This window comes from Pseudomonas sp. NY15435, from assembly GCF_048068295.1.
Taxonomy (GTDB): Bacteria; Pseudomonadota; Gammaproteobacteria; order Pseudomonadales; family Pseudomonadaceae; genus Pseudomonas.
Genome location: NZ_JBLUQA010000004.1, coordinates 349,246 through 373,703 on the forward strand (window position 1 = coordinate 349,246; position 24,458 = coordinate 373,703).

At 59.1% G+C, this 24,458-nt stretch carries 17 protein-coding genes; 13 read left to right on the forward strand and 4 right to left on the reverse strand.

Annotated elements, in window-relative coordinates:
• Positions 1 to 474 precede the first annotated feature (474 nt).
• The 5 genes from ACNFH5_RS11865 (at position 475) to ACNFH5_RS11885 (ending at position 7,031) form a co-directional block, all read left to right on the forward strand.
• Entirely contained in the window at positions 475 to 1,326 is an 852-nt protein-coding gene (locus ACNFH5_RS11865; protein ID WP_138212034.1) for a TnsA endonuclease N-terminal domain-containing protein, read from the forward strand.
• Complete coding sequence (locus tag ACNFH5_RS11870) at positions 1,320 to 3,509, forward strand: transposase (protein ID WP_416746178.1); 2,190 nt, start codon at positions 1,320 to 1,322, stop codon at positions 3,507 to 3,509. The genes ACNFH5_RS11865 and ACNFH5_RS11870 overlap by 7 nt, the downstream gene beginning before the upstream one ends.
• Positions 3,502 to 4,896 carry an ATP-binding protein gene (locus tag ACNFH5_RS11875; protein ID WP_138212032.1) on the forward strand — a complete coding sequence of 465 codons (1,395 nt, stop codon included), beginning with the start codon at positions 3,502 to 3,504 and terminating at the stop codon, positions 4,894 to 4,896. Before ACNFH5_RS11870 ends, ACNFH5_RS11875 begins: the two co-directional genes overlap by 8 nt.
• Before the next feature lie 5 nt (positions 4,897 to 4,901).
• Positions 4,902 to 5,783 carry a TniQ family protein gene (locus ACNFH5_RS11880; RefSeq protein ID WP_138212031.1) on the forward strand — a complete coding sequence of 294 codons (882 nt, stop codon included), beginning with the start codon at positions 4,902 to 4,904 and terminating at the stop codon, positions 5,781 to 5,783.
• A gap of 1,074 nt (positions 5,784 to 6,857) precedes the next feature.
• Positions 6,858 to 7,031, forward strand: a complete 174-nt coding sequence (locus tag ACNFH5_RS11885) for a hypothetical protein (RefSeq protein ID WP_171039332.1) — start codon at positions 6,858 to 6,860, stop codon at positions 7,029 to 7,031.
• Positions 7,032 to 7,103: 72 nt separating this feature from the next.
• Here the strand turns inward: ACNFH5_RS11885 and ACNFH5_RS11890 are convergent, their stop codons facing one another.
• Entirely contained in the window at positions 7,104 to 7,424 is a 321-nt protein-coding gene (locus tag ACNFH5_RS11890) for a hypothetical protein (protein WP_138212030.1), read from the reverse strand.
• A gap of 184 nt (positions 7,425 to 7,608) precedes the next feature.
• Here ACNFH5_RS11890 and ACNFH5_RS11895 point away from each other — a divergent pair, with 184 nt between their 5' ends.
• From ACNFH5_RS11895 to ACNFH5_RS11910, 4 genes are all read left to right on the forward strand, one after another.
• A complete protein-coding gene (locus ACNFH5_RS11895; RefSeq protein ID WP_138212029.1) occupies positions 7,609 to 7,944 on the forward strand; it encodes a BPSL0761 family protein in 336 nt (111 codons plus the stop codon).
• A 15-nt stretch (positions 7,945 to 7,959) separates the two neighbouring features.
• Positions 7,960 to 8,397, forward strand: a complete 438-nt coding sequence (locus ACNFH5_RS11900; protein ID WP_171039331.1) for an IclR family transcriptional regulator domain-containing protein — start codon at positions 7,960 to 7,962, stop codon at positions 8,395 to 8,397.
• Positions 8,398 to 9,188: 791 nt separating this feature from the next.
• A complete protein-coding gene (locus tag ACNFH5_RS11905; RefSeq protein ID WP_138212027.1) occupies positions 9,189 to 10,877 on the forward strand; it encodes a response regulator in 1,689 nt (562 codons plus the stop codon).
• A 92-nt stretch (positions 10,878 to 10,969) separates the two neighbouring features.
• A complete protein-coding gene (locus ACNFH5_RS11910) occupies positions 10,970 to 15,553 on the forward strand; it encodes an autotransporter outer membrane beta-barrel domain-containing protein (RefSeq protein ID WP_138212026.1) in 4,584 nt (1,527 codons plus the stop codon).
• Positions 15,554 to 16,002: 449 nt separating this feature from the next.
• Here the strand turns inward: ACNFH5_RS11910 and ACNFH5_RS11915 are convergent, their stop codons facing one another.
• The 3 genes from ACNFH5_RS11915 to ACNFH5_RS11925 all read right to left on the reverse strand — a co-directional run bounded on the left by ACNFH5_RS11915 (position 16,003) and on the right by ACNFH5_RS11925 (position 18,012).
• Positions 16,003 to 16,938 carry an electron transfer flavoprotein subunit alpha/FixB family protein gene (locus ACNFH5_RS11915; protein ID WP_138212025.1) on the reverse strand — a complete coding sequence of 312 codons (936 nt, stop codon included), beginning with the start codon at positions 16,936 to 16,938 and terminating at the stop codon, positions 16,003 to 16,005.
• Entirely contained in the window at positions 16,938 to 17,687 is a 750-nt protein-coding gene (locus ACNFH5_RS11920; protein ID WP_138212024.1) for an electron transfer flavoprotein subunit beta/FixA family protein, read from the reverse strand. Before ACNFH5_RS11920 ends, ACNFH5_RS11915 begins: the two co-directional genes overlap by 1 nt.
• Positions 17,688 to 17,811: 124 nt before the next feature.
• Positions 17,812 to 18,012: a hypothetical protein gene (locus tag ACNFH5_RS11925; protein WP_412548444.1), complete on the reverse strand. Its 201-nt coding sequence runs from the start codon at positions 18,010 to 18,012 to the stop codon at positions 17,812 to 17,814.
• 492 nt (positions 18,013 to 18,504) lie between these two features.
• Here ACNFH5_RS11925 and ACNFH5_RS11930 point away from each other — a divergent pair, with 492 nt between their 5' ends.
• Genes ACNFH5_RS11930 through ACNFH5_RS11945 form a run of 4 tightly spaced genes read left to right on the forward strand, consistent with a single transcriptional unit; the run spans position 18,505 to position 24,453 of the window.
• Entirely contained in the window at positions 18,505 to 20,307 is a 1,803-nt protein-coding gene (locus ACNFH5_RS11930) for an acyl-CoA dehydrogenase (protein ID WP_138212023.1), read from the forward strand.
• Between the two features lie 27 nt (positions 20,308 to 20,334).
• Complete coding sequence (locus tag ACNFH5_RS11935; protein WP_138212022.1) at positions 20,335 to 22,446, forward strand: 3-hydroxyacyl-CoA dehydrogenase NAD-binding domain-containing protein; 2,112 nt, start codon at positions 20,335 to 20,337, stop codon at positions 22,444 to 22,446.
• A gap of 49 nt (positions 22,447 to 22,495) precedes the next feature.
• Positions 22,496 to 23,680 carry an acetyl-CoA C-acyltransferase gene (locus ACNFH5_RS11940; protein WP_138212021.1) on the forward strand — a complete coding sequence of 395 codons (1,185 nt, stop codon included), beginning with the start codon at positions 22,496 to 22,498 and terminating at the stop codon, positions 23,678 to 23,680.
• Entirely contained in the window at positions 23,680 to 24,453 is a 774-nt protein-coding gene (locus tag ACNFH5_RS11945) for an SDR family NAD(P)-dependent oxidoreductase (protein ID WP_138212020.1), read from the forward strand. Before ACNFH5_RS11940 ends, ACNFH5_RS11945 begins: the two co-directional genes overlap by 1 nt.
• Positions 24,454 to 24,458: the final 5 nt, after the last annotated feature.

Genomic DNA, 24,458 nt, shown 5'->3' on the forward strand with positions numbered 1-24,458 from the left:
TTTTAGTGGACCTGGGGAGCACGTTATTCGACGTCCGAGCGCTAGGTGCCTGAACACATTAAGCCTGCCACGTCGGAAACTGCTCGGCTGGCCAGCGCTTTTCATCACTTTGTCGAGTCAATGAATCCTCAGCCCAACCCAGAGAGGGCGTGGTGGCTTCGGAATGTTCACCAAGATCTCACAGAAAAATACTTATATTTCAATTGGTTGAATGTTTGCGACAGTTTTTATTAGTTGGTGCATAGCCTCTAGAACCGTTTGGGGAGAGTTGCGACAGTTTTGAGATTTTGTTCGACTGCGCTGGAGGTCCCGGATTTTGGGGCCCCTGTGCGACAGTTTTTATTGTTTAATTCCACTTACGATGAAGAACCGACTATCTGGAATCGCCAAAACTCGGCGAATCCGCCGTAATCTGCACTCAGGGCAACCTGGCAAAAACGCCATCCGAGACATGCTCCTCCATCAGGAGGGACGATGAAGGCCAAACGACTCGAGAGTTCATCCGATATCGAGCGCCATATACGAGCCGGAGCAGGCCAAGGTGTTCGCGAATCGTATCGTCCGTGGTTGACCGTCAAGGATGTGCCGTCTCTAGGGCGCTCACGCATTGTGAAAGGCCTCACGTTGAACCGTAGGCATCACCTCCTCTCTGACCTTGAGTATCACTACTTTTTGTTATGTGACTACTCAAGCGAAGTAGTTGATATAAGAGAGCAGTTCCCTCTACTCCCCATAGAGAAAACACGCGAACTTGCAGAGATAAGCAATATTAAGCATCCGCAACAGCCTCGCTCAAAGAACCCCCTTATCATGACCACAGACTTCCTCTTAACCATTGAAAACTCCGAGGGAAAAGTATTTAACGCCGCGAAATCAATAAAATATGAAGAGCACCTAAACGACTCTAGAACTTGCGAAAAACTAGAGTTGGAACGTTTATATTGGGAGGATCAAGGAATTCCCTGGGAAATAATCACTGAGAAGTCCCTCCCCATGAAATCAATATTGAATATTGACTACATTTACGGGAAAGCGAAAGTCTCGCTAAGCGAAAACATTAAAAGCCCAGGAGTTATTTCAAGATTCCTTTCAATGCTTGAACTGCATAACGACCAAGAGAAAACCCTTTCATCTATCATTAAAGATGCAAGCCGCAACCTTCCGCTGACAGCGGAAGATGCTAAACACCTGTTTTTCCACTGTGTTTGGTCGCGCCACATATGCATAGATATCCACTCCTCCACAGTAGAACTAAGGAAATCAGTTCCATTCACTATTAACCACTCAACCTCCCAAGAAAATGAACGGGATTTAAAAGCATGCTAATAAAAATCAATGAAATACTTACCCCAATCGAGGCTGAGTGCGAGATCGCCTGCGCATGTAGAGTTATTTGGATAAATGCAAAATCAGATGCGATATGCTTATTTAAGCTATCTCACCCGGACCGAATGCCAGAGATTTACTCGCTTGCCTTGATAAAAGAACTCTTAGCCAGCCATAAGATAAGTAGAACCACAGAGAGCGTATCGCCTTTTATTTTACGACACGAAGATGACATTCCACGAAAAGAACTAGAAAAGCGCGACGATCGCTGGAAGTATATTGAGAAACTAGTAAACAGCACTGCTATCGACGAGGCATTTCTAACGGGCAGCCTAGGATCCAAAATTTCAGAGCAAGCAAAGACGCTAGCAGTTGACAGCAAGAAGATATATCGCCTTATCTATAGATATTGGAGATTCGGCCAGACAAAAAACTCCCTGCTAGACAACAGAGAGAAATCTGGTGGCAAAGGAAAGCAGCGAATTGCCAAAACGGGCACTTTCCTTGGGCGCCCGCCTAAGAAAGAATCAGCCTTCGGTTTAAAAGCTCAGTACGCGCTCACTGAATCTGACATACACAAAATACGTTGCGCCTATACACTTTACATGCGTAAGAAATCGCACTCACATACTACCGCCTACCAGGACATGATAGAGAAGTACTACTATCAGATCGACCCTACAGATATTAGCAGAAGAATTAGGCCCGAACTGGGAACATATCCATCTATTAACCAGTTCATTTACCAAGCAAAAAAAGTATTCGACCCAGTTATGACGCTTAGAAGCAGAATTGGGGATACAAAATACGAGAAAGACCACAAGGTTGTTACCGGAACTGTACAAGACAACCTCTGGGGCCCAGGGCATCGTTACGAAATCGATGCGACCATTGCTGACATTTATCTTGTGAGTTCGATAGACCGTAATCGTGTGATTGGTCGACCAGTAGTTTATAGTGTTATTGACTCGTTCAGCGGAATGTTTGCGGGCATACACGTAGGATTAGAAGGCCCCAGTTGGTACGAAGCACGACAGGCACTATTCAACTCCTTTACAGACAAGGTCGAATTCTGTAAGGAAATTGGAATTGACATAACTCCCGATGAATGGCCGTCGCACCATTTACCCCGAGAAATCACGGCTGATCGCGGCGAAATACTTAGTTTACCGGCTGAAGGAATGATTGATGGGCTAGATGTTAATCTTACCTATTGCCCACCTAGACGACCTGACTTGAAACCGATGGTGGAAAGTCATTTTCGAACATTGAAGCGTGGAAGCCGAACTGAGTTCATGCCTGGGGCAGTAGTAAAAGTAGAAACGCAGCGAGGAGAACGCGACCCTCGGCTAGATGCGACGCTCAACATTAAAGAATTTACAAAAATAATAGTCGAATGTGTTCTCAACCACATTAAAACCACTAGACGCCCAGAGTATCTATCTCTCGACATGATCACTGACGGGATTAGGCCAACTCCATTATCCATATGGAACTGGGCCATTGAAAATGACCTGCATGAGTCCCACCAACGTGCTGCCGATATTATATATCTAAATCTACTACCTAGAAAAAGAGCAATGATCACACGCTCCGGGATAAGATTTAATGGACTACGTTACTTTATCGACAATGACCCAAGCAACGCCTGGATAGAATCCATGACGCTCAGAGCGTCTGTTCGCACAGATATCTATCATGACTGTATAACCTCGAATCACATCTGGATTCAAATAAAAGGAAAAGGGCTGCAGAGATGCTCGCTTCGTGCAAGCGACCTGCATTTTTCTGAGTTTAGAGCAGAAGAAGTTGAAGATATTAAAACGTACTACAAGACATCTACACCAGAGGAGAGTCACGATGCACTCATGTGCACGATTGAGAAAAATATGAGGATCAATGAGGTTCTAAAAAAAGCGACCGCAGAAAAAGCGCAACACCCTAAACTCAAGACCAAAAAAGCAAAAACGGAAAACATTAAGATCAACAGAAACATCGAGAAGGCTATCTCTCGACAGCAGAACTTGGAAAGCAACGACCTCTACGAGAACGTTATACAACTCGAAAAGTACAAAAGCCCCCATAAATCCAAACTCCCCCCTCAAGCATCCCCCCTCGAAAGATCAGAAGTACAAGACTTCTTAAGGATCTTGGCAGAAGTTGAGGGCACCCCCAATGAGTGATGCAGTCTACTCTCTTTCTGAAATTCCCGAGCATAGCGATAACCCCCTTATCGAAGCTCTTCCTCCGATAAAAAAACCTATAGAGACAGTCAGGTCCATAATAAACACCCCTGAACTCCCAAACGAAGACACAGCACTCGCCAGCTCTGTCCGCATTCACTTATTAAACAGGATCAACCAAGTTATCCAGCCATTCCAGAGCCACATTCAGATAGAGCAATCAATCTCCATACTAATCAGAAACGGGTATTTAGGCAGAAATCCGTTCAACGCAACCACTGTAAGGCACCTACATACCATTAACCAAAGAATACACTCAGGCTTTAATTCAACAGCTAGTAGCGGATGTGTATTTGGCCTGAGCGGCATGGGGAAAACCACGGCCGTTACCTCGATTTTAAAAACCTATCCTCAAATTATAACTCACAACAAATACAAGGACCGAGCGTTTATCCAGAAGCAAGTAGTCTGGCTAAAAATTGACAGCCCAGCCGACGGCTCAATAAAATCTTTATGCTGCAGTTTCATCAGAGCATTAGGCGCAGCTCTTTGTGATGAAAAAATTGTAGACCAAGCTCGCACTCTAAGAAGCACCTCGCAACTCATACAAACAATGTCTCAGCTTGCAAGCACATATTATCTCGGACTATTAGTAGTTGATGAAATTCAGACATTAAACCGGACGCGAGCAGGTAGAGAATCTCTTCTTGACCATTTATTAATACTTATCAACGAGATAGGAATTCCAATACTTTTTGTTGGCACATTTTCAGCCATTCGATTATTCGATGGAAATTTGCGCACGACCCGTCGCATGTGTGGCATGGGAATGATAGCTATGGATAGATTTGAAAGTACTGATCCAGAATGGAATGGTCTTATTGAGAAACTATGGAAATACCAATGGGTACATCACCCCATTGAACTGACCGACTCAATCAAGAAGACAATTTACGACCTCACTCAGGGGATAACTGACCTCTTAGTCAAGCTACTAATTTCAGCCCAATATTCTGTCATAGGATCAAGAAACGAAGAGATAAATGAATCCGTCTTGATGAAGGTATTTGAAAATCGATTATCCCCCCTGAAACCCGCAATGGATGCTCTTCGTTCAGGAGGCTACAAGTCGAAAGACTTGTATGAAGATCTACTACCATCCAAAGCGCTGATTAGCTCCATGATGAACACGCCATTCGCAGTCTGCAGAGATATTTCAGAACTAATATCCAACATTGAAGGCAACTATCCACCCACCCCGACAAAAACCATTAATCGCGCGCCCACAACAAAAATCAAAGCGCCCAAAAAACCGCCGAAAGACATTATCGACATGACAAAGTGGGTTGCAAAGAACGCTCTAGAATTCTCGGGAAGCATAGAGTAGCGCCCATGCCTGGGGCTAACCATTTCTTTCCCTCACCATTACCTGGCGAGACACTTTTTAGTATCTGCTCAAGATACCATGTTCTTTCTGGGAATCCTTCACCATTGAAAACCAGAGAAGACTTGAAATGCCCTAGAAATTTCTTCGGCTTCTTAGATTTACCTACCAAAATTTCACAACTAATATCCGAAACCGTTCTTAAAAATAGAATATCAGCAGACGAACTTACAATAAAAAATACAAATTACCCGTACTTCCAACCATTCCTAACCGAACAACAGAACGCCGAATTAATCACTCTGATCTCAACAGGGAAACACCCCAAGCGCAGAATCACCCTGAGCATTAAAGCTCAAATTCGGTGCAAATACTGTGTCCACTGTGTAAATGATGACTTGTCAAGACATGGAGTATCCTATTGGCATAGGGAGCATCAGTTACCAGGGGTTTTTGTTTGCCCAACACATAACACCCCCCTTCGATTCGTACCTAATCGCTATCAAAATAAAGTAATATCAGGACTACTCCTTCCGGAGGCGACCGCCCTCAACCCTATATCCCAAGAAGCTGAGACTAAAGAATCTCTACAACTACTTACATGTATAGCCAAACGGACTTTAGACTACCTAAACCACCCCAGCATGGCTCTAATGGAGATCAATGAAGGGATTCCTCCGCTACGGAAAAATTTTGAGATACTAACAAAAACTCTTGCTAGCCTCCCCCCCCTCGGCGAATACCTTTACTTCAGACCAAGAGTCCCTGACTCCTTCCCAGCAAAGCTTCAGAAAGCCTTACACCGCCCCTTTATGCTTCATCGACCATTCGAATTCATCCTACTTAGATCAATCGCCGATGTCGTATCGCATAATCATTTGATCAATTAAAATTTTCGATAACTTGAGCTCCATTTTTCTTCAAGCGAAACCAAAAATACTCGTCATAGCGGCGACTCAAGGGCGAAAACTTTCCACTATCGAGTCGAGACTACCCGCTAATAGACGGAGACCCGCCACAGTCTTCGCGAAGGGTGAGCTTCTGTCCTTGTCGGGGGGATGTTCGATTGGCATATACCCCCGAGGTTGACCGCCCTAATCCGGTGCGCCCCTTCGCCCCTTGTCAACTTTCAAAGCCAAATTCTCACGGCTTTGGATACTGGCATAGCTTCGCGGCTGCTTGGCGGCGTGCAGTACTCGGAGCTTTTCTTCGCTGGGCTTAGGCGACTGCTGCAACTACTGATCACGCGAAGCAATTTTTCGCGCATCCGGACGTGGTTAGTAAAGGATTGGGGGGCAGTTGGAGATTGAGCCAAAGCTGAGCTCACCGAGGCGGTTTGAGAATCTGCGGGTTGGCGACAGAGCCAGGTTGCTGGAGATGATCCATTCCCTTTTTATCGACTGGCCTGCGTCCTTTCTGTCGATAGCGAAAGCGCAGCATGTTTCGAGTTCATACATCCTGGATTATCACCGGTCTTTACCCTTTTGGCTGGACAACCCGGTCAGGATGGAGTTGGGCGATAAGGATTACGCGCCGTCGGCTGCTGAGCGTAAAGCGGCGAAGGAATACCTTAAAAAAAATGGCCGCTGCGGCAGCCAGGATGAGGTGAACGGGATCCTGGGGGTGTCGTCGACTGGATACAGTGCCTCGAAACGCGAGCGTTGGAATCCGCGGGGACCAGACACTTACTCCCGAGTTCGTTCTCCTTGCGCGCGAAGGCGGATTGTTCAAGTGCTAAGCCTTGGCGGTTGACCGGCCTCCCTGCAGCACGAGCTTTGATTTTTTCCTACCAAAATACGTCAGAAAAGGCTCCTTGAACCTTGCCAGCCCAGTAACCATGGGCCTGAAGAGATTCGCTGAAGTGCTTCCGGTAATTCCAGAAGGCGAAATCTTCGATACTGCGATCACCGAGGCGATAAAGCCTCCTGGCAGCGCCCTATCTTTCTTGCAAGGATCACCAGCAAATGAAAAAGAGGAAGCTCAGAGCCGACCTGATTGAAGGGCGTTTCGAGATGAAGAACTACGAGATCAGCAAGGCCATTAAGTTTTTGGCCTTGCTCGGAGCTCTGATGCTCGCGGTGCAGGTACTCAAGGGAGACCTGTCACTGGTACTCATCATCAGCCATGTGGGGGGATGATCTGACGGCGCGCACTGGAGGGCGTCGGCCATTGAATAAATCAGCAAGCGTCCGCCGATTTCATCTCAGTGCCTATCGGCCGATCCCGCTGAGAAGTCTATTTTTTGTGTACTCAGTCAAAGCCGTCTTTTGCATCTCGGCCCAGTCCTGAAAATGGGTTTCTTGCCGTATGAATTGGTCCCATGGCCCGTCGGGGATTGCTTCCAAGTCCTCGCTGGTAAGCACGACATAGCCGGCGCCCTGAGCAAACTCCGCAAAGCTGCCAAAGCGGCTGACAGAAGAAATGAAGAGCGGGTTCATCACATCAAGGAATGGAACCTGGTTACGACCCTCCAACGACTTCGCATTCTCGATCAGACGCTTGAGGCCTGACAGATCTTTTTTGATCGGCATCGGGAGCTCCTTTTGGTTTGCTGGCACTGAAAAAGCTAGATCAACGGCAGGACTTTACAACCAGGGCGCATTTCGGTGCCCTCGGCTCGAGCCTTTCGCGTTCCAAGCCGGCGGGCGTTTGGCGGCCATAGCGCTAACCTAGGAGTAGCCGGGCGATTGGGATAAAGGCCGGCAGGAGGTTTGAATGACTACCCCCTCTGAACGCTCGCGCGCAGTTCTGCAGGCCAGAGAGCTCTTGGCAGCATTGGCTAATAATCCTGAGCTTGATGAGTCCGTGCGGGAGAGCGCGCAAGGCGTTTTACGCCACTTCCCCACGCCTTCGGAAATGCACCAGGCAGGATTGATCGAAGAGAGCTCACGTTTCGGAGCAATTTTTGAGTCGACAGATCGTGCCAGTCGCTATGGCTGGCCGGCGACTGAGTGGGGGTTCGCGAAGCGCTGCGTCTGTCGATTAACTCGTCTCCTGATCCGTTTCCTGGCAAGCGGACCAGTAAAGCGCGTTGAAGCGCTGGATCGTTAGGCGTTGGGAGAGACAGTGGCGCTGTCGTGTCTGCGCGGGCAGCAAAGCAACGTGATCATTCGCGTCATCAGCGAGAATGAACTGCATGTTGTCATTCCGCTGGGGCGTTCATTACCGATGCACGCCACGGCGGACGGCAAGGTACTGCTTTCCACTTTGAGTGACGAAGAAATCGGTCAGTGGCTTACTCCCGAACCGGAGAAGCTAACCGGTAATACACTCGGCCTGACTGCGCTGCTCAAGCAGATGCAAGCCATTCGCCGAGATGGTGTTGCCATGGATATTGAAGAGCACTCACCTGGCGTGAGCGCGATCAGCATTCTGCTCCCAACCTTCATGGGACCACACGCGGTGACGGTAATAGCCCCCACCTCGCGCTTTGAGGTCAGAAAGGAGGAGTTCCGCCAAGCCCTGGAGAAGTTCAGGGAGGACTTCAAGCAGACCCAGAAATGATTGGGCGTGAGCTAGGATAGATGGCTTGCGCATCGAGGCGCTGCTAACGCTCGTGTGCCAATCTATCTGGAGAGGAGCGCGATCGTGCGCCTCAGGAGCCTCGCTCGTCGAGCATTCGCAGGTACTGCTGAATTGGCCCCCATTCCCCGCCCACTCGGCTTATCACTACCAGGTCAGACTTCGGGGCATTCCCCGCTAACTTCCGACAGGTCACGTTCGGCGAGCTTGCAATGAGGGGGAGTCCATATACGGACGCTAGCTCCTTCAGGAGGGAAAAGGCGTCGTTTGGCCTGGAACGTGAATAGTTCGTGCGAGAGACACTGAGGAAATCGGTTTGGCTGACTAGACGATCCAGCGCGTCAAATCTGCTGAATTGGCGCAGATTGGTGTGGCTTTGTCGTTCAGTTGACACCGGTAGCATTATGTCTGCGCGCCAGCGCCGATTGAAAGCAGTGGGTGGCACAGTCAGTTATGCACCCCGCACTGCTGCTCTTTATGCGAGCCTGCGGCCCCTTAGGCGCTGCGCCGTATGTGCGCCGACACGACGTCGTAGGCCTCGCGCTCGCCGAGGTTGTTGGCGAGCGCGGTCAGCGTGTCGGATGTATGTAGGTCTAACCAGCTACCGTCGGCATGATGTTCTTGACAGTGAGCTGAACGAAACGCTCTCGATACCAGTCATGCCACCAACGGGAGTGATGCTTGCGTGCTTGGGATTTACGACGCTGAAGTTCAGGGTGCTGCCAGAGGTGGGCTACGCTTTTCTGCGAGCAAGCCGCGCGTAGGACACAAGGATGAGCCGCATCGTTATAGCCGATCCGCACCCGTACATTCGTGAGGCGCTACATCAAAGGCTCGAGCGCTCCGGCCACGAGGTAGTCGGCATCTCTGGCGACGGACGGGAATCGCTGAGTCTAGTGCAACGCCTGCAGCCGGACTTAGTGATCCTTGACCTGGATCTGCCACGTCTTGGCGGGCTGGAGCTGCTGCGGCGGTTGCGCGCAGAAAAGCCCCACCCAAAAGTGCTCGTCTTTACCAGCCTGTCAGGTGCGCACTATTACGAAGCAAGTCAGCAGGGTGGCGCAGCTGGCTTCGTCCACAAGGACAGCTCACCCAGCGACGTGGACGATGCCGTGAAGATGGTGCTCAGCGGACACAAGGTCTTCCCTGCCCACCTCGCGGGCACTACCGCAGAAGGATCAACTCAGATCGAGCACATCACTCCCCGTGAGCTGACGGTGCTGCAGTATCTTGCCCAAGGTTATCGAATCAAAGACATCGCCGACGAGCTGGCCATCAATGACCGCACCGTCAGCACCTACAAGACACGCCTATTAGAAAAGACACAAACCAGCTCCCTGATTGACCTAGTGGCGGCTGCCCATGCCCGGGGATTGCTGAGCGACCAGCAGATCAACCACCTGGCCCACGAGCCGATGCATTCGACCGCAGGAACCAATGACCTGGAGCAGTTACTGGAGATACTGCCGAACGCCGTTAGCCTGTGGAACGCAAAAGGTGAACTGCTGGCCTGCAACCGGCGCTTCGCCGAGGTGCACCGGCGTGGCAAGGCCGAGCTAATCGGCCAGCGCATCTTCGAGCTGGGCATGACGGAGCCAGGGCACATTGCCCGCGCCAAGCAGGAATTCCTCAATGGCGCCGCCGGCGGTGCTCCTTTCTCGCTTGTCGCCGCCGGCCTGCTGGACGGTGAAACGCTCACCTACCACCTGATCGGTGTACCGCTTAAGGACGATGCTGGTTCGCCGATCGGGGTGATGTGCTCCTACGCCGACGTCACCGAGCAACAGCATTACATCGAGCGCCTGCAGGAGTCCAAGGCCTACCTCGAATCGATCTTCGCCAGCCGCGCGGAGCTGCTGCTCAGCGCCGGTCGCGACCTGCTGCAGGAACTCGAAGCGCTGGATGCGCTGCTGTCCGAAGGCCGCTCGCGCCATCCGCAGGAGACTGCGCTGGTGGAGGCCCTTCCGCGCGTCGACCGAATGCGCGACAGGATTGAGGTGCTGCTGGAACTGATCCAGATGGAGCGCGGCAACATGTTGACCGTTCCGCGTTCGGAAGAACTCAACCGCCTGACGCGCAAATCATTGGATATAGCCCACCCTGACCAGGCCTTCATCCCGGAAGACCAGGAGCATTGGGCCTGGATCGACCCGAACCGCTACCAGCGTCTGTTGCGCATTCTGACGCAGTGCTTCGACAAGTCAGGCCTGCCGCAGCTCGAAGTGCGGGCGGAGTCGGCGTTACTGCCATTCGCCGAGATCACATGGCGGTTGCTTTTCGTCACCACAGACGGCACCCCCGTGCAAGACCGACTTGCCGGGATAGACCGCCAGGCCGGATGGCAACTTGCCCGGCGTCTGTGCGGCATGCTGGGTGGCGAGTTGCGGATTGGCAGCGATAGCCAACCAGAAGTCGCTGCATTGATCCAACTCAAACTTCCCAAGGGAAATCCCCGCATCTAGTGCCCCCACTACAGCGCTATCAGGCACCCACGATGTGATTGCCGCCCCCCCGAACCGATGCTCGCTCCATAGCCTTCTCATGGAGACGCATCATGAAAACCGTCGACCGCACCGCTGCTTCGCCCACTTCGAACTGTACCCTCGCGCACCTGCGCCGTTCTCACCTGGCGCAAGCGATCAGTCTTGTTCTAGCCAGCGTGTTCAGCCTGCGGGTCATCGAGGCCGAAGCCGAGGACAACGTCACCGAAACCGATACCGACGACCTTAATCTGCCGTCCGAGGCCGGCGCCGTATTCGAATCCACCGCGCCCTCCTACCTCGACCTCGCGCTGCAAGCGGCCCATGAGGCACCGGCAATCTTCGCCAATCGAACCCTGCTCGGTGCGCCGGCGCCCATCACGGTCACCACCAGCGGCGGAATCGGGGTCAGCACCGGCGTCACCACTGACACCACCATCCGGTTAGGCGGCGCCAGCACCACCGGCGTGAAAACCAGTGGCGACGTCACCTTCAACCAGGGACGCATCGAGAATATCGCCACCACCGCAGCGACGGCCAAGAGCCAGACCGGCGCCGAGGCAACCGCCGGGAAAACCCTCACGATCAGCGACAGCAGCATCGTGCTGGACCCGAAAACCACGGCCAGCGTGGCCATCACCACCAACGACCTGACTGGCGTGCGAGTGAACGCCAACGGCGCAGCGCACCTGACCGGCACGCAGGTCGTGGTTGGCGGTGGCGCAAAAGGCAACAACAACCACGGTGTCGTCGTCACCCAGGGACAACTGGACATGCGAGGCGGCTCGGTGAGCACCCAGTCCTGGGGTGGTATCGGCATATCCCTGGAAGGCGGCGCGCACGCGCGCCTGGATGACGTCGCCGTCGCCACTACTGGCGTTCGCAGTACCACCACCGGCGGCGCTCACGGTGTTCGAGTGAGCGGCGCCAGCACGCTCACGGCCAACGGCGGCACCATTGCGACCAGCGGCGGTTCCGCCTATGGGCTGCGTGCGGACCAGGGCGCGACGTCCGCCTTGAACGACATCAGTGTCACCACCGCCGGCGGCAACGGCCACGGCGTGCTGGCGGATGACGCGCGGGTGACCTTGTCCGGCGGCGCGATCAGCACCACCGGCAAAGGCTCCGTGGGCGTCTGGGCGCGTAACGGTGCAGAAGTCACCCTAAGCGGCAATACGCAAATTCATACCAGCGGCGCAGCGGTCTCCGCAGCCACTCCAGTAGACGACGAAAAATCCCTGAGTCTGAGCCACGGCCTGCTGGCCAATGGTGCGGGTACGTCCATCGATGCCGACGGCGTGGCGCTCGACATCGCTGCCGGCAGCGCCAGTGCGGCGCGCAGCGAGGACGGTGCACAGATTACCCTGCGCAATGCGGACATCGATGTAAGCGGCGGCGCAACCTCCACCGCCACGACTGCCGCCCTGCACGCGCTCTCCGGCAGCCGGATCGACATGGCCGATTCCACCCTGGATGCCACAGGCACCAATGTCGGCGGCATTCGCGCCGAGGGTAACGGCAGCCAGGTGCGGATGAGCCACAGCCAGGCGACGATCAGCGGCGCGGGCAGCGCTGCTAATCCGGCAGCCGGCGCGCGGGCGATGTCCGGCGGTAGCGTTGAACTGGACCACGCCACTCTCAATGTGCATGGCCTGACCTATGGGCACGGTGTGTCCCTCGAAGGTGCAGGCTCCAGCGGCGCGATCAGCCACTCCACGGTCACTGTGGACGGCAACCGCTCCATCGGCCTCAACATTAGCGGCGGGGCCAGCGCAAGGGTGGATGCCAGCAGCATTTCGGTGGATGCACCGTCCGGCGCCGTAGGACCCTGGTCGCCCGGCGTGCTGGTGGATGGCGCGGGATCGACCCTGCAAATGTCCGGCAGCGACGTGCACACCACACCCAAGACCAGCTACGGCGTACAGGTGCGCGAAGGCGCCGATGCCACGGTGATCAACGGCAGCATCACCACCGAGGGCAACTATTCCACCGCACTGGCCGCCGGTAGTTCTTCCAGCACCGCGCCGCGCTCGACCCTCACCGCCAGCAACCTAACCGTCACCACCCATGGCAACGACAACGCCATGGGCATCGTCGCCGACCTGGGCGCCACCGTCGTCGTCCATGGAGGCTCGGTCACCACCACCGGCAGCGGCTCGCCGGTGGCCAGCAACCTGACCTTTCCCCACGGCCTTGCCGCCCGCAATCCCGGCGCGCTGCTGATTGCCGACGGCACCAGCGTGCTGACCCAGGGTTCGCAAGCCTACGGCGCCGCTGTTGACGACGGCGGCAGCATGATCCTCGATAACCTTAGCGTGAAGACCGAAGGCCAGTATTCGGTCGGGCTGTACGCCGGCATCGGCTCAGCCAAGCCGGGCACGGTCGGCCTGAGCGCCAGCCACGTGACGGTGCAGACACTGGGAGATCACGCCAGCGGAGCCATGGTCAGCCGGCAGTACAAGAGCGAGACCGCAACGCTGGATCTCAAGGACAGCAGCATCTCCACCCAGGGCATGGGTTCCCACGGGCTGCGGGCCGAATCCGGCGGAGCATTGAGTGCGAGCAACAGCGCCGTCAGCACGCAAGGCAAACAGGCCACTGGCGTGTTCGCCAACAACACCGCCAGCGCTCGCCTGGACGGAGTGAGCGTGAATACCCAAGGCGATTTCGGCCACGGCGTGGTGGCCCGCCAGGGTGGCAGCGTCGACGCCGAGTCTGTCGTGGTCGCCGCCCACGGCGGGCAATCGGCGGCGCTCTACGTGCAAGGCACCGATGCGCTCCCCGGGCAGGTACGCATGGACCAGGCCACGCTGGGCAACCGCGACGGTGCCACTATCGCCACGGCCGGCGTCGCGGACATCGCCCTGAGCCACAGCCTCGCCGGCGGCAGCGGCCAATGGCTGAACGTGGACAGCTCGGTGGCCAGCGATGGCACCAGCGTTCCGGACATGGGCACTGGCCAGTGGCAAGGTATCGGCAGCAGCCAGGATGCTGCCGGCCAGGCGCGCCTGGACCTGTCATCCTCCGTGGTCACCGGTACGGCGAAAACCGCCAGCGGCGCCCACTCCGACGTCACCCTGCGCGACACCAGCCTCTGGCAGCTCACCGGTGACTCCAACCTGAGCAGCCTGCACAACGATTCCAGCCTGATCGACTTCAGTTCCGAGGGTGGCTACAAGCGGCTCACCGCCAATGACTACCACGGCGCCAACGGCACCATTGCCCTGAATACCTACCTGTTTAAGGACGACTCGCCGTCCGACCAGTTGGTGATCGATGGCGGCAAGGCCACCGGCGAGAGCAACCTGCGCATCAAGAATGCGGGCGGCCCCGGCGCGCTGACCGAGGGCAACGGCATCAAGGTGGTAGACGCCGTCAACGGGGGCACCACGCAAGCGGACGCCTTCCACTTGCTCAACCGGGTCAAGGCCGGCCCGTATGAGTACACGCTGCATCGCTCAAGCCTCGACGACAGCAACGGCGAAGCCTGGTACCTGCGCTCGACGACGGACGCCAACCCCGTCGATCCGGTGGACCCGGTGGACCCGGTGGATCCTGTTGATCCCGTCGACCCAGCCAATCCAGTCGATCCGGCGGACCCTGTGACACCCACTGACCCAGTCACCCCGGTCACACCAGACACCCCTGCGCCAACACCGCAAATCCCCAATTACCGTGCAGAGACCTCGCTGTACAGCGCCCTCCCCGCCATGGCGTTGAGCTACAGCCGTGCCCTGGTCGACACCCTGCACGAACGCGTCGGCGAGGAGCGGCGCAACGCCACTGACCCACTGCCCAGCGAAGATACCGACACCTACGGCCCCTCGCTCGGCTGGGGCCGGCTGATCTACCAGAAAGGCCGCGACAGCCTCCCCAGCGGCACAGACTACGACTACCGCATCCAGGCCTTCCAGGTCGGCGCCGACCTCTATCGCAACGAAGACACCGACGGCAGCACGGACCAGGCAGGGCTGTCACTGCAGGCCGGGCGCATCAAGGGCAACGTCGATCACACCGACGGCCAGGGCGCCGGAGACGATACCCTGCGCTCCTATGGTATCGGCGGCTACTGGACCCACTTCGGCCCCAAAGGCTGGTACCTCGATAGCGTACTGCAATTCAACCGCTTCGACATGCAGGCCCGCGCCAATGACGCCGATCCACTGAAGACACGCGGGCATGGCGTCACGGCCTCGCTGGAAGCCGGCTACCCGCTCAAGCTCAACCGCGACAAGACGCTCCACCTCGAACCCCAGGCCCAGGTGATCGCCAGCCGCCTGAAACTCGACGACGCCCATGACGATGCCGCCGATGTCCGCTTCGAAGACGTCGACTCCCTCACCGGCCGGTTGGGCGTGAGGATCGACAAGGACTGGTTCCGCACGGACGACAAGGGGCAGATCCATCGCACCAACGCCTGGGTACGTCCGAGCGTCTGGCATGAGTTCGAGGGCAAGGCCAAGACGGAGTTCTCCTCGGCCAACGGCTACATCCCCTTCGGCACCGACATGGATGGCACCTGGGGCGAACTGAACCTGGGCGTGGATTACCAGCTTAACGACCGGACGAGCGTCACCGGCTCACTGGGATACCAGAAATCGCTCGATGGAGAAGGCCGTAGCTACGAAGGCGTACTAGGTATCAAGGTGAAGTTCTGAAAACCTACCCTCTGACCGGCGGGGCGCCAATAGGGCGTCCCGTTAGGATCATTTATCTGCAACCTGGTGAGCGTCTTGCAAATCTCCCTCACCACGTGGTGTTATCAGCCGCCCTATCCCGCTCATAATTCGTTCGCCCAACCCGCCATCGCGTATGCGATGCGGGTCGCCTAGAGAGAAGCAAAGACGTCAGCTATGGGTTGGTAGCAGCCGTGTTACTGCTAATGATCAAGGTTCGTCCTTAGCAAACGAACCATGGCCCGTTCGCCCTCTGGCCTTCTACTCAAGCGTTGCTCCTCTCATGCGCAACTTGCGCCCCCAAATAAGCGAGCCCATGACAAACGAGACGGATCTATTCACTCAGCGAGAATAAGCACCCAGGTAGCGATTGATGCCCCACAAGAGGATGAACAGCGAGGCTCCGGCCAGCGGAGCCTCGCGCTGGAAACTCAGATCGCCTTTTCCAGCTCTGGTATCAGCTCGAACAGATCGCCAACCAAGCCGTAGTCGGCAACCTGAAAGATCGGCGCCTCTTCGTCCTTGTTGATCGCAACGATCACTTTCGAATCCTTCATGCCCGCCAGGTGCTGGATGGCGCCGGAGATACCGACGGCCACGTACAGCTGCGGAGCAACGATCTTGCCGGTCTGGCCGACCTGCATGTCGTTCGGCACGAAGCCGGCGTCGACCGCGGCGCGGGATGCACCGACGGCAGCGCCCAGCTTGTCGGCCAGGGAATAAAGGATGCTGAAGTTGTCGCCATTGCCCATGCCGCGGCCGCCGGAAACGACGATCTTGGCAGCAGTCAGTTCCGGACGGTCGGACTTGGCCAGCTCTTCACCGACGAAGGCGGACTTGCCGGCATCGGCCGGGCCGGAAACAGCTTCAACAGCGGCGGAACCACCTTCGGCAGCAACGGCGTCGAAGCCGGTGCCACGCACGGTGATCACTTTCACCGCAGCCGAGGACTGCACGGTAGCGATGGCATTACCGGCATAGATCGGGCGCTTGAAGGTGTCGGCGCTGACCACTTCGATGATTTCGGAGATCTGGTCGACGTCCAGCAGGGCGGCAACGCGCGGCAGGAAGTTCTTGCCGTTGGTGGTAGCGGCGGCCAGCACGTGGCTGAACCCACCGTCTTTCACAAGAGCAGCGATCAGTGGAGCCACATTCTCCGGCAGCTGGTGAGCATAGGCAGCGTTGTCGGCGACAAGCACCTTGGCAACACCAGCGATCTTGGCAGCGGCTTCAGCCACGCCACCGACGTTCTGGCCAGCGACCAGCACGGCGATGTCACCACCGATCTTCTGCGCAGCAGCAACAGTGTTCAGAGTGGCAGCGCCCAGTGCGCCGTTGTTGTGCTCAGCGATTACCAGGATAGCCATCAGATTACTTTCGCCTCGTTCTTCAGTTTCTCGACCAGTTCGGCAACGGACTTGACCTTGATGCCGGCGCTACGGGCAGCCGGAGCTTCGACTTTCACGGTCTTCACGGTGGAAGCGGTGGAAACGCCCAGGGCGTCCGGGGTCACCACGTCCAGCGGCTTCTTCTTCGCCTTCATGATGTTGGGCAGCGACGCGTAGCGCGGCTCGTTCAGGCGCAGGTCGGTGGTGACGATTGCCGGCAGGTTCAGGGCAACGGTCTGCAGGCCGCCGTCGATTTCACGGGTGACGTTGACCTTGTCGCCAGCCACTTCGACCTTGGAGGCGAAGGTGCCCTGGGCGTAGCCGGTCAGCGCAGCCAGCATCTGGCCGGTCTGGTTGTTGTCGCTGTCGATGGCCTGCTTGCCGAGGATGATCAGTTGCGGCTGCTCCCGGTCCAGCAGCGCCTTCAACGCCTTGGCGATGGCCAGCGAACCTAGCTCCGCCTCACTCTCCACTAGTGTGGCGCGGTCGGCACCCAGGGCTAACGCGGTACGCAATTGTTCCTGGGCTGCGCTCGAACCGACGGTGACCACCACCACTTCACCGGCGATGCCCTGCTCTTTCAGGCGCACCGCCTCTTCCACGGCGATCTCGCAGAAGGGATTGAGGGCCATTTTCACGTTGGCCAGGTCGACGCCGGATTGGTCCGCCTTGACGCGAACCTTGACGTTGAAGTCGACCACGCGCTTGACGGCAACGAGGACTTTCATCTGGGGACTCCCTAAAAAAACCGGACCTAGTGGCCCGGAAAAATATATGGACAGATTCCAAGGTGAACCGGCCCAAACCAGCCGCCGCAATATAGGACTGGCTTCGGCAGGTTCTCCCCTCCCCCTAAGGGAGGCGGTGGCGGACGCCGCAAGGGGCGACCGCACAGATACGCCATGGACTCAGTCGCGAGGATTGCTCGCCATAGGCATGGGTGAAGAGCGCCCCTTCCTTGGCGATACGGTCGATGTTCGGCGTCTCGTAGCCCATCATCCCCTGGTTGTAGGCGCTCAGATTGAAGTAGCCGATATCGTCGCCGAAGATCACCAAGATGTTCGGTTTGTCGGTGGCGTGGACAAGACAAACCGCGTCCGCCAGCGCGGCCGCCAGGCAAGCCTGGCAAAGCGTTTTCCGCTTGTTTTCGTGCGTCTTCTCGGCAGGTTGGGGGTGCGGCCACCCGCCCACCGGGCCGGAGCTGGCCGCTCGCCGGCGATACTAGTTTCCGGCTGTCCCGCGAGAGCCCCGCTATTGGAGGGGGCAGCCCCTGACGCCCGTGCGCCCCCTCGCCACGGGGGGCGGGGGACAGCGCGCCGCGCCTTACCCTGCCCGCCACATGGCCGGTCGGCGTGAGGGCGCTCCACGCAAGGCACCTTCCCGTCGGCGGGCCATCCCTCGCCTGCCGCCCTCCCCCCTAGCATCCCCCCCTCTCATAAAGGGAGGACCGCCGCGGGTGGCATTCCTGATTCACTGCCACACCGGCCGGCCCCGCGCCGCCAACCCGCCATTCGCGCCTGCCGCACCAAGACCGACGAGGGACAGATGACCGATCAACTGCTCAACGAACGCGAGCTGGACTTTCTGCTCTACGAGCTGCTCGACACCACCGCGCTGCTCGAACGCTCGCGCTACGCCGAACATGATCGGGCCGTCTTCGACGCGACCCTGCGAACGGCGCACGGCATCGCAGCCGAATACTTCGCTCCGCACAACCAGAAGGGAGACCATGAGGAGCCGACTTTCGATGGCGAACGGGTCCGCCTAATCCCGGAAACCAAGCGCGCCTGGGACGCCTTCGCCGAGGCCGGCTTCCTCGCCGCGCACCACGACGGCGCCGACGGCGGCCTCCAACTGCCAGAGGTGATCCTGCGGGCCAGCATGGCGTACTTCAATGCCGCCAACATCGCCACCGTCGCCTACTCCTTCCTGACCATAGGCTCGGCCAACCTGGTGAAGAGCTTCGCCAGCGACAACCTGCGCGAGCGCTTCCTGCCGGCCATGCTCGACGGCCGCAGCAGCGGCACCATGGCGCTGACCGAACCCGGCCAGGGCTCGGCCCTGGGCGACCTGCGTACCACCGCGCGTCCCGCCGCCGACGGCAGTTACCGGATCTTCGGCCAGAAGATGTTCATTTCCGGCGGCGACCACGACCTGACCGAGAACATCGTGCACATGGTCCTCGCCCGCATCGAAGGCGCACCGGCCGGCACCAAGGGCATCTCGCTGTTCCTCGTGCCCAAGTTCCTGGTCGATGCCGACGGCAATCCGAGCGAGCGCAACGATGTGGCTCTCGCCGGCCTGCTGCACAAGATGGGCTACCGCAACACCACTTCGACGGTGCTCAACTTCGGCGAGCAGGACGGCGCCATCGGCTACCTGGTGGGCGAGGCCAACAAGGGCCTGTCCTACATGTTCCAGATGATGAACGAAGCGCGCATCGGGGTCGCCCTGGGCGCCTCGGTGCTCGCTTACCAAAGTTTCGTGTACGCGCTCGACTACGCCCGCGAGCGCCCGCAGGGGCGCCTGCCAGGCGCCAAGGATCCGCTGGCCCCACAGGTGCGCATCGTCGAGCACGCCGACGTGCGACGCATGCTGCTGCAGCAGAAGGTCTACGCCGAAGGCAGCCTCGCCCTCTGCCTGTACGCCAGCAGCCTGTTCGAGGATGCGCATACCGCGCCCACTGCCGAGGAGCGCCAGAACGCCGGCGAGCTGCTCGACCTGCTGATCCCGATGGTCAAGTCCTACCCCTCGCGCTACGGCGTAATCGCCTCGGACATCGGCATCCAAGTCCTCGGCGGCTCCGGCTACATCCGCGAATACCCGCTGGAACAGTTCTACCGCGACAACCGCCTGAACCCGATCCACGAAGGCACCGAGGGCATCCACGGCCTCGACCTGCTGGGGCGCAAGCTGGGCCAGCGCGACGGCGCCGGCTTCCGCCAGTTCCTCGCCCTCACCCATTCAGCCATCGAGGCCTCACATACCGATGCCCGTTGTGCCGACCTCGGCGCGGCGCTGGGCGTCGCGCTGAATCATCTGCAACAGGCGACCACCGCGCTGCGTGAGCAGGTGGCCGCCGATGCCAACCTCGGTCTGGCCAACGCGACCAGCTACCTCGACCTGTTCGGCCGCGTGGTCGTCGGCTGGCTGTGGCTGCGCATGGCCGGCATCGCCAGCCGCGCTCTGCAGACCGGCGCCACCGGCAGCGAGGCCGACTTCTACCACGGCAAGCTGCAGGCCGCCCGCTACTTCATGGACTGGGAGCTGGCGCCGACCCAGGCGCTGACGCGCCTGCTCATCCAGGGCAACCGGGTGAGTTTCGACATGCAGGACCGCTGGTTCTGACCCGGCCCCATCAGGAGAGAAAACCTCATGACTGCCCTTGTTCACTACCGATTGGACGGCCAGCTGGCCCTGATCGGCCTGTCCCGCCCCCCGGTCAATGCCCTCGGCCAACCGCTGCGCGCGGCCCTGCTGGAAGCCTGCGAGCGCGCCGCCGCCGATCCCGCGGTGGCGGCAATAGTGGTGCACGGCACCAACGGCCTGTTCAGTGCCGGCGCCGACATCAGCGAATTCGGCAGCGAAGCGTCGTCGGCCGCACCCGATCTGCCCGGCCTGCTGGTTCGCCTCACCCGCATCGACAAGCCGCTGGTCGCCGCCATTGGCAAGCTGGCCCTGGGCGGCGGCCTCGAGTTGGCCCTGGCCTGCGGCTACCGCATCGGCGAGCCACAGGCCCGACTCGGCCTGCCGGAAATCAACCTCGGCCTGCTGCCCGGCGCCGGCGGCACCCAGCGCCTGCCACGGCTGATCGGCGCCGAGTCGGCGCTGAACATGATCCTTTCCGGCAAACAGGTGGATGTCCAGCACGCACACCTGATGGGCATCATCGACCGCCTGGCGGATAACCCCGAAACACTCATCGAACAAGCCTGCGCCTATGCCCGCGAGCTGCTCGCGCAAGGCGTCCCGGCACAACCAGCCGCCCGCTACCCCAGCCCCGCCGTCGATTTGCCAGAGGGCTTCTTCGCCGGCTTCCGCGCCGAACAGGAGGCACGCTGGAAAAGCCGTCTGGCGCCGCGCCTGGTGCTCGCAGCGATAGAGGCCGCCTGTCTGTTGCCGCTCGAGGAAGGCCTGGCGCGCGAGCAGGACCTGTTCCGGCAAGCCGAGGCTTCGCGCCAGTCGGCTGCGCTGCGCCATGTGTTCTTCGCCGAACGCGAGGCCGGGCGTATTCCCGGCATCGACCCTGCGCTCGACATGCGCCCCATCGCCAAGGTCGCGGTAATCGGCGCCGGCACCATGGGCGGCGGTATCGCCATGAACTTCGCCAATGCCGGCATCCCGGTGGTGATGCTGGAACAGAAGTCCGACGCCCTAGAACGCGGCCTGTCCAATGTGCAGCGCAACTACGAGATCAGCGTCAAGCGCGGCAAGCTGAGCCAGGCCGAGCTGGAGAAACGCATGCGCCTGCTGCAAGGCAGCCTTGAATATGCCGACATCGCCGATGCCGACCTGGTGATCGAAGCGGTGTTCGAGAAGCTCGAGATCAAGCAGCAGGTGTTCCGCACCCTCGACGAGGTGTGCAAACCAGGGGCGATCCTTGCGACCAACACCTCCAGCCTCGACGTCGATGCCATCGCCGCGGTGACCTCACGCCCGCAGGACGTCATCGGCCTACACTTCTTCAGTCCGGCCAACGTCATGCGCCTGCTGGAAGTGGTGCGCGCCCGCCGAACCGCGCCGGACGTGCTGGCCACCACGCTCAAGCTGGCGCGGCGGATAGGCAAGTTGCCGGTGGTTTCCGGGGTGTGCTTCGGCTTCATCGGCAACCGCATGCTCGAACCCTACGCCCGCGAGGCGATGCGCATGGTGCTGGAAGGCGCCTCGCCGGCGCAGGTCGACGGCGTGCTGACCGGGATCGACCTGAACATGGGCGTGTTGAGCATGCTCGACCTCGCCGGCATCGACGTGAACTACCTGGTGCGCCAGGCCAACAAGGCCGCTTTCGCCGACGACCCCAGCTATTGCCGCCTGGGCGACGAGCTCTACGCCATGGGTTGCTACGGCCAGAAGAGCAGCTTTGGCTTCTACCACTACGAAGGTCGCCAGCGCCTGGACGACCCTACTGTGGAGAAGGTCGCCGAGCGTCTCGCCGGCGAGCTGCAGATCCCGCGGCGCTCGCTCGCCCCCCAGGAAATCCACGACCGCTGCCTGTTCATGCTGATCAACGAAGGCATCCAGCTGCTCGACGAAGGGATCGCCCTGCGCGCCAGCGACATCGACCTGGTGTGGATCAACGGATACGGCTTCCCGGCGCACCTGGGCGGCCCGATGCACTACGCCGAGCAACTGGGCCTGGACCAGGTGCTCGACGGCATCCTGCGCCTGCAGGCGAGCCTGGGCAGCCACGGGCAGCGCTGGTTCAAGCCCGCGCCCCTGCTCAAGCGCCTGGTCGCCGCCGGCCGCACCCGCATCGAGAAATTCTGACTTTTCCGCCGCCACCTCCAGGTGGCGGCCCCGTTGCAAGGACAATTCCATGAAAGAAGCCGTCATCCTCTCCACCGCCCGCACGCCGATTGCCAAGGCCTTCCGCGGTGCCTTCAACCACACTCCGTCGCCGAGCATGGCCTCCTTCGCCATCCGCGCTGCGGTCGAGCGCGCCGGCATCGACGCCGCCGAGATCGAAGACCTGGTGATGGGCACCGGCATGCCGGCCGGCACCGCCGGCTGGAACCTCGGCCGCATGAGCGTGCTTGCGTCCGGCCTGCCACTGTCGGTCAGCGGCCAGACCCTGGACCGCCAGTGCGCTTCCGGCTTGATGGCGGTGGCCACCGCCGCCAAGCAGATCATGGTCGATGGCATGCAGGTCACTATCGGCGCCGGCCAGGAGCACATCTCCCTGGTGCAGAACCGCCACATGGAATGGGTTGGCGAGTTCCACGATCGCCTGGTGCTGCAGAACGAGCCAAACGCCTATATGCCGATGCTGCAGACCGCCGAACGGGTCGCCGAACGTTACGGCATCAGCCGCGAGGCCCAGGACGAATACGCCCTGCAGTCGCAGCTGCGCACAGCGGCCGCGCAACGTGCCGGCCTGTTCGAGGGCGAGATCGTGCCGGTCAGTGTGATCAAGCTAGTGGTCGACAAGGCCACCGGCGCCACCGGCTACGAGAAAGTCAGCCTGTCGCTCGACGAAGGCAATCGCCCGCAAACCGCACTCGCCGACCTGCAGAAGCTCAAGCCGGTCATCGAAGGCGGCTGCATCACCGCCGGCAATGCCAGCCAGCTCTCCGACGGCGCCGCCGCCTGCGTGCTGATGGAGGGCCGCCTGGCCGAGCAGCGCAATCTCGAACCGCTGGGCGCCTATCGCGGCATCGCGGTGGCCGGCCTAGCACCCGAGGAAATGGGCATCGGCCCGGTCCTGGCGGTGCCCAAGCTGCTCAAGCAACACGGCCTAAAGGTCGACGACATCGGCCTGTGGGAGCTCAACGAAGCATTCGCCTGCCAGGTGCTTTATTGCCGCGACAAACTGGGCATCGACAACGACAAGCTCAATGTCAATGGCGGTGCCATCGCCATCGGCCACCCCTACGGCATGAGCGGCGCACGCATGATCGGCCATGCCTTGCTGGAAGGTAAGCGCCGGGGCGTGAAGCACGTGGTGGTGACCATGTGCGTCGGCGGCGGCATGGGCGCGGCCGGCCTGTTCGAGGTGTTCTGATGAGCAACGAACTCTTTTCCCTCGCCGGCAAGACCGTACTCATCACCGGCGCCTCCAGCGGCATCGGTGCGCACCTAGGGCGCGTCGCTAGCCGCGCCGGCGCCCGCGTGGTGCTCGCCGCGCGCCGCGTGGAACGCCTCAACCAGCTGGCCGCCGACATCGGCTGGGACGGCGGCACCGCGCTGGCAGTCCCCATGGACGTGACCTGCCGGCAAAGCGTCGAGGCTGCCTTCAACGCCGCCGAGGAGGCCTTCGGCGTGGTCCACGTGGTGCTCAACAACGCCGGCGTCGGCAACGGCCAGCGCGCTCTTGAGGTCAGCGAGGAAGAATGGCGCCATATGCTGGCCACCAACCTCGACGGCGTCTGGCGCGTGGCCCAGGTGGCCGCCCAGCGCATGGTCCGCGCCGGCGCGCCGGGCAGCATCGTCAATATCGCCTCGATGCTCGGCCTGCGCGTGGGCACCGGCTACAGCCATTACTGTGCTGCCAAGGCCGGCGTGGTGCAGCTGACCAAGTCGCTGGCACTGGAACTGGCGCGCGAGCATATCCGCGTGAACGCCATCGCCCCGGGCTACTTCAAGACCGAGATGACCGACGCCTTCTTCGACAGCGAGAAGGGCCAGGCCTACATCCGCGCCGCCGTGCCCCTGCGCCGCCTGGGCCAACTCGAGGAGCTGGAAGGTCCCTTCCTGCTCCTGGCCAGCGCTGCCGGTGCCTTCATGACCGGCAGTGTGCTGGCGGTCGACGGCGGCCATCTGGTCGGCAGCCTCTGACCTCA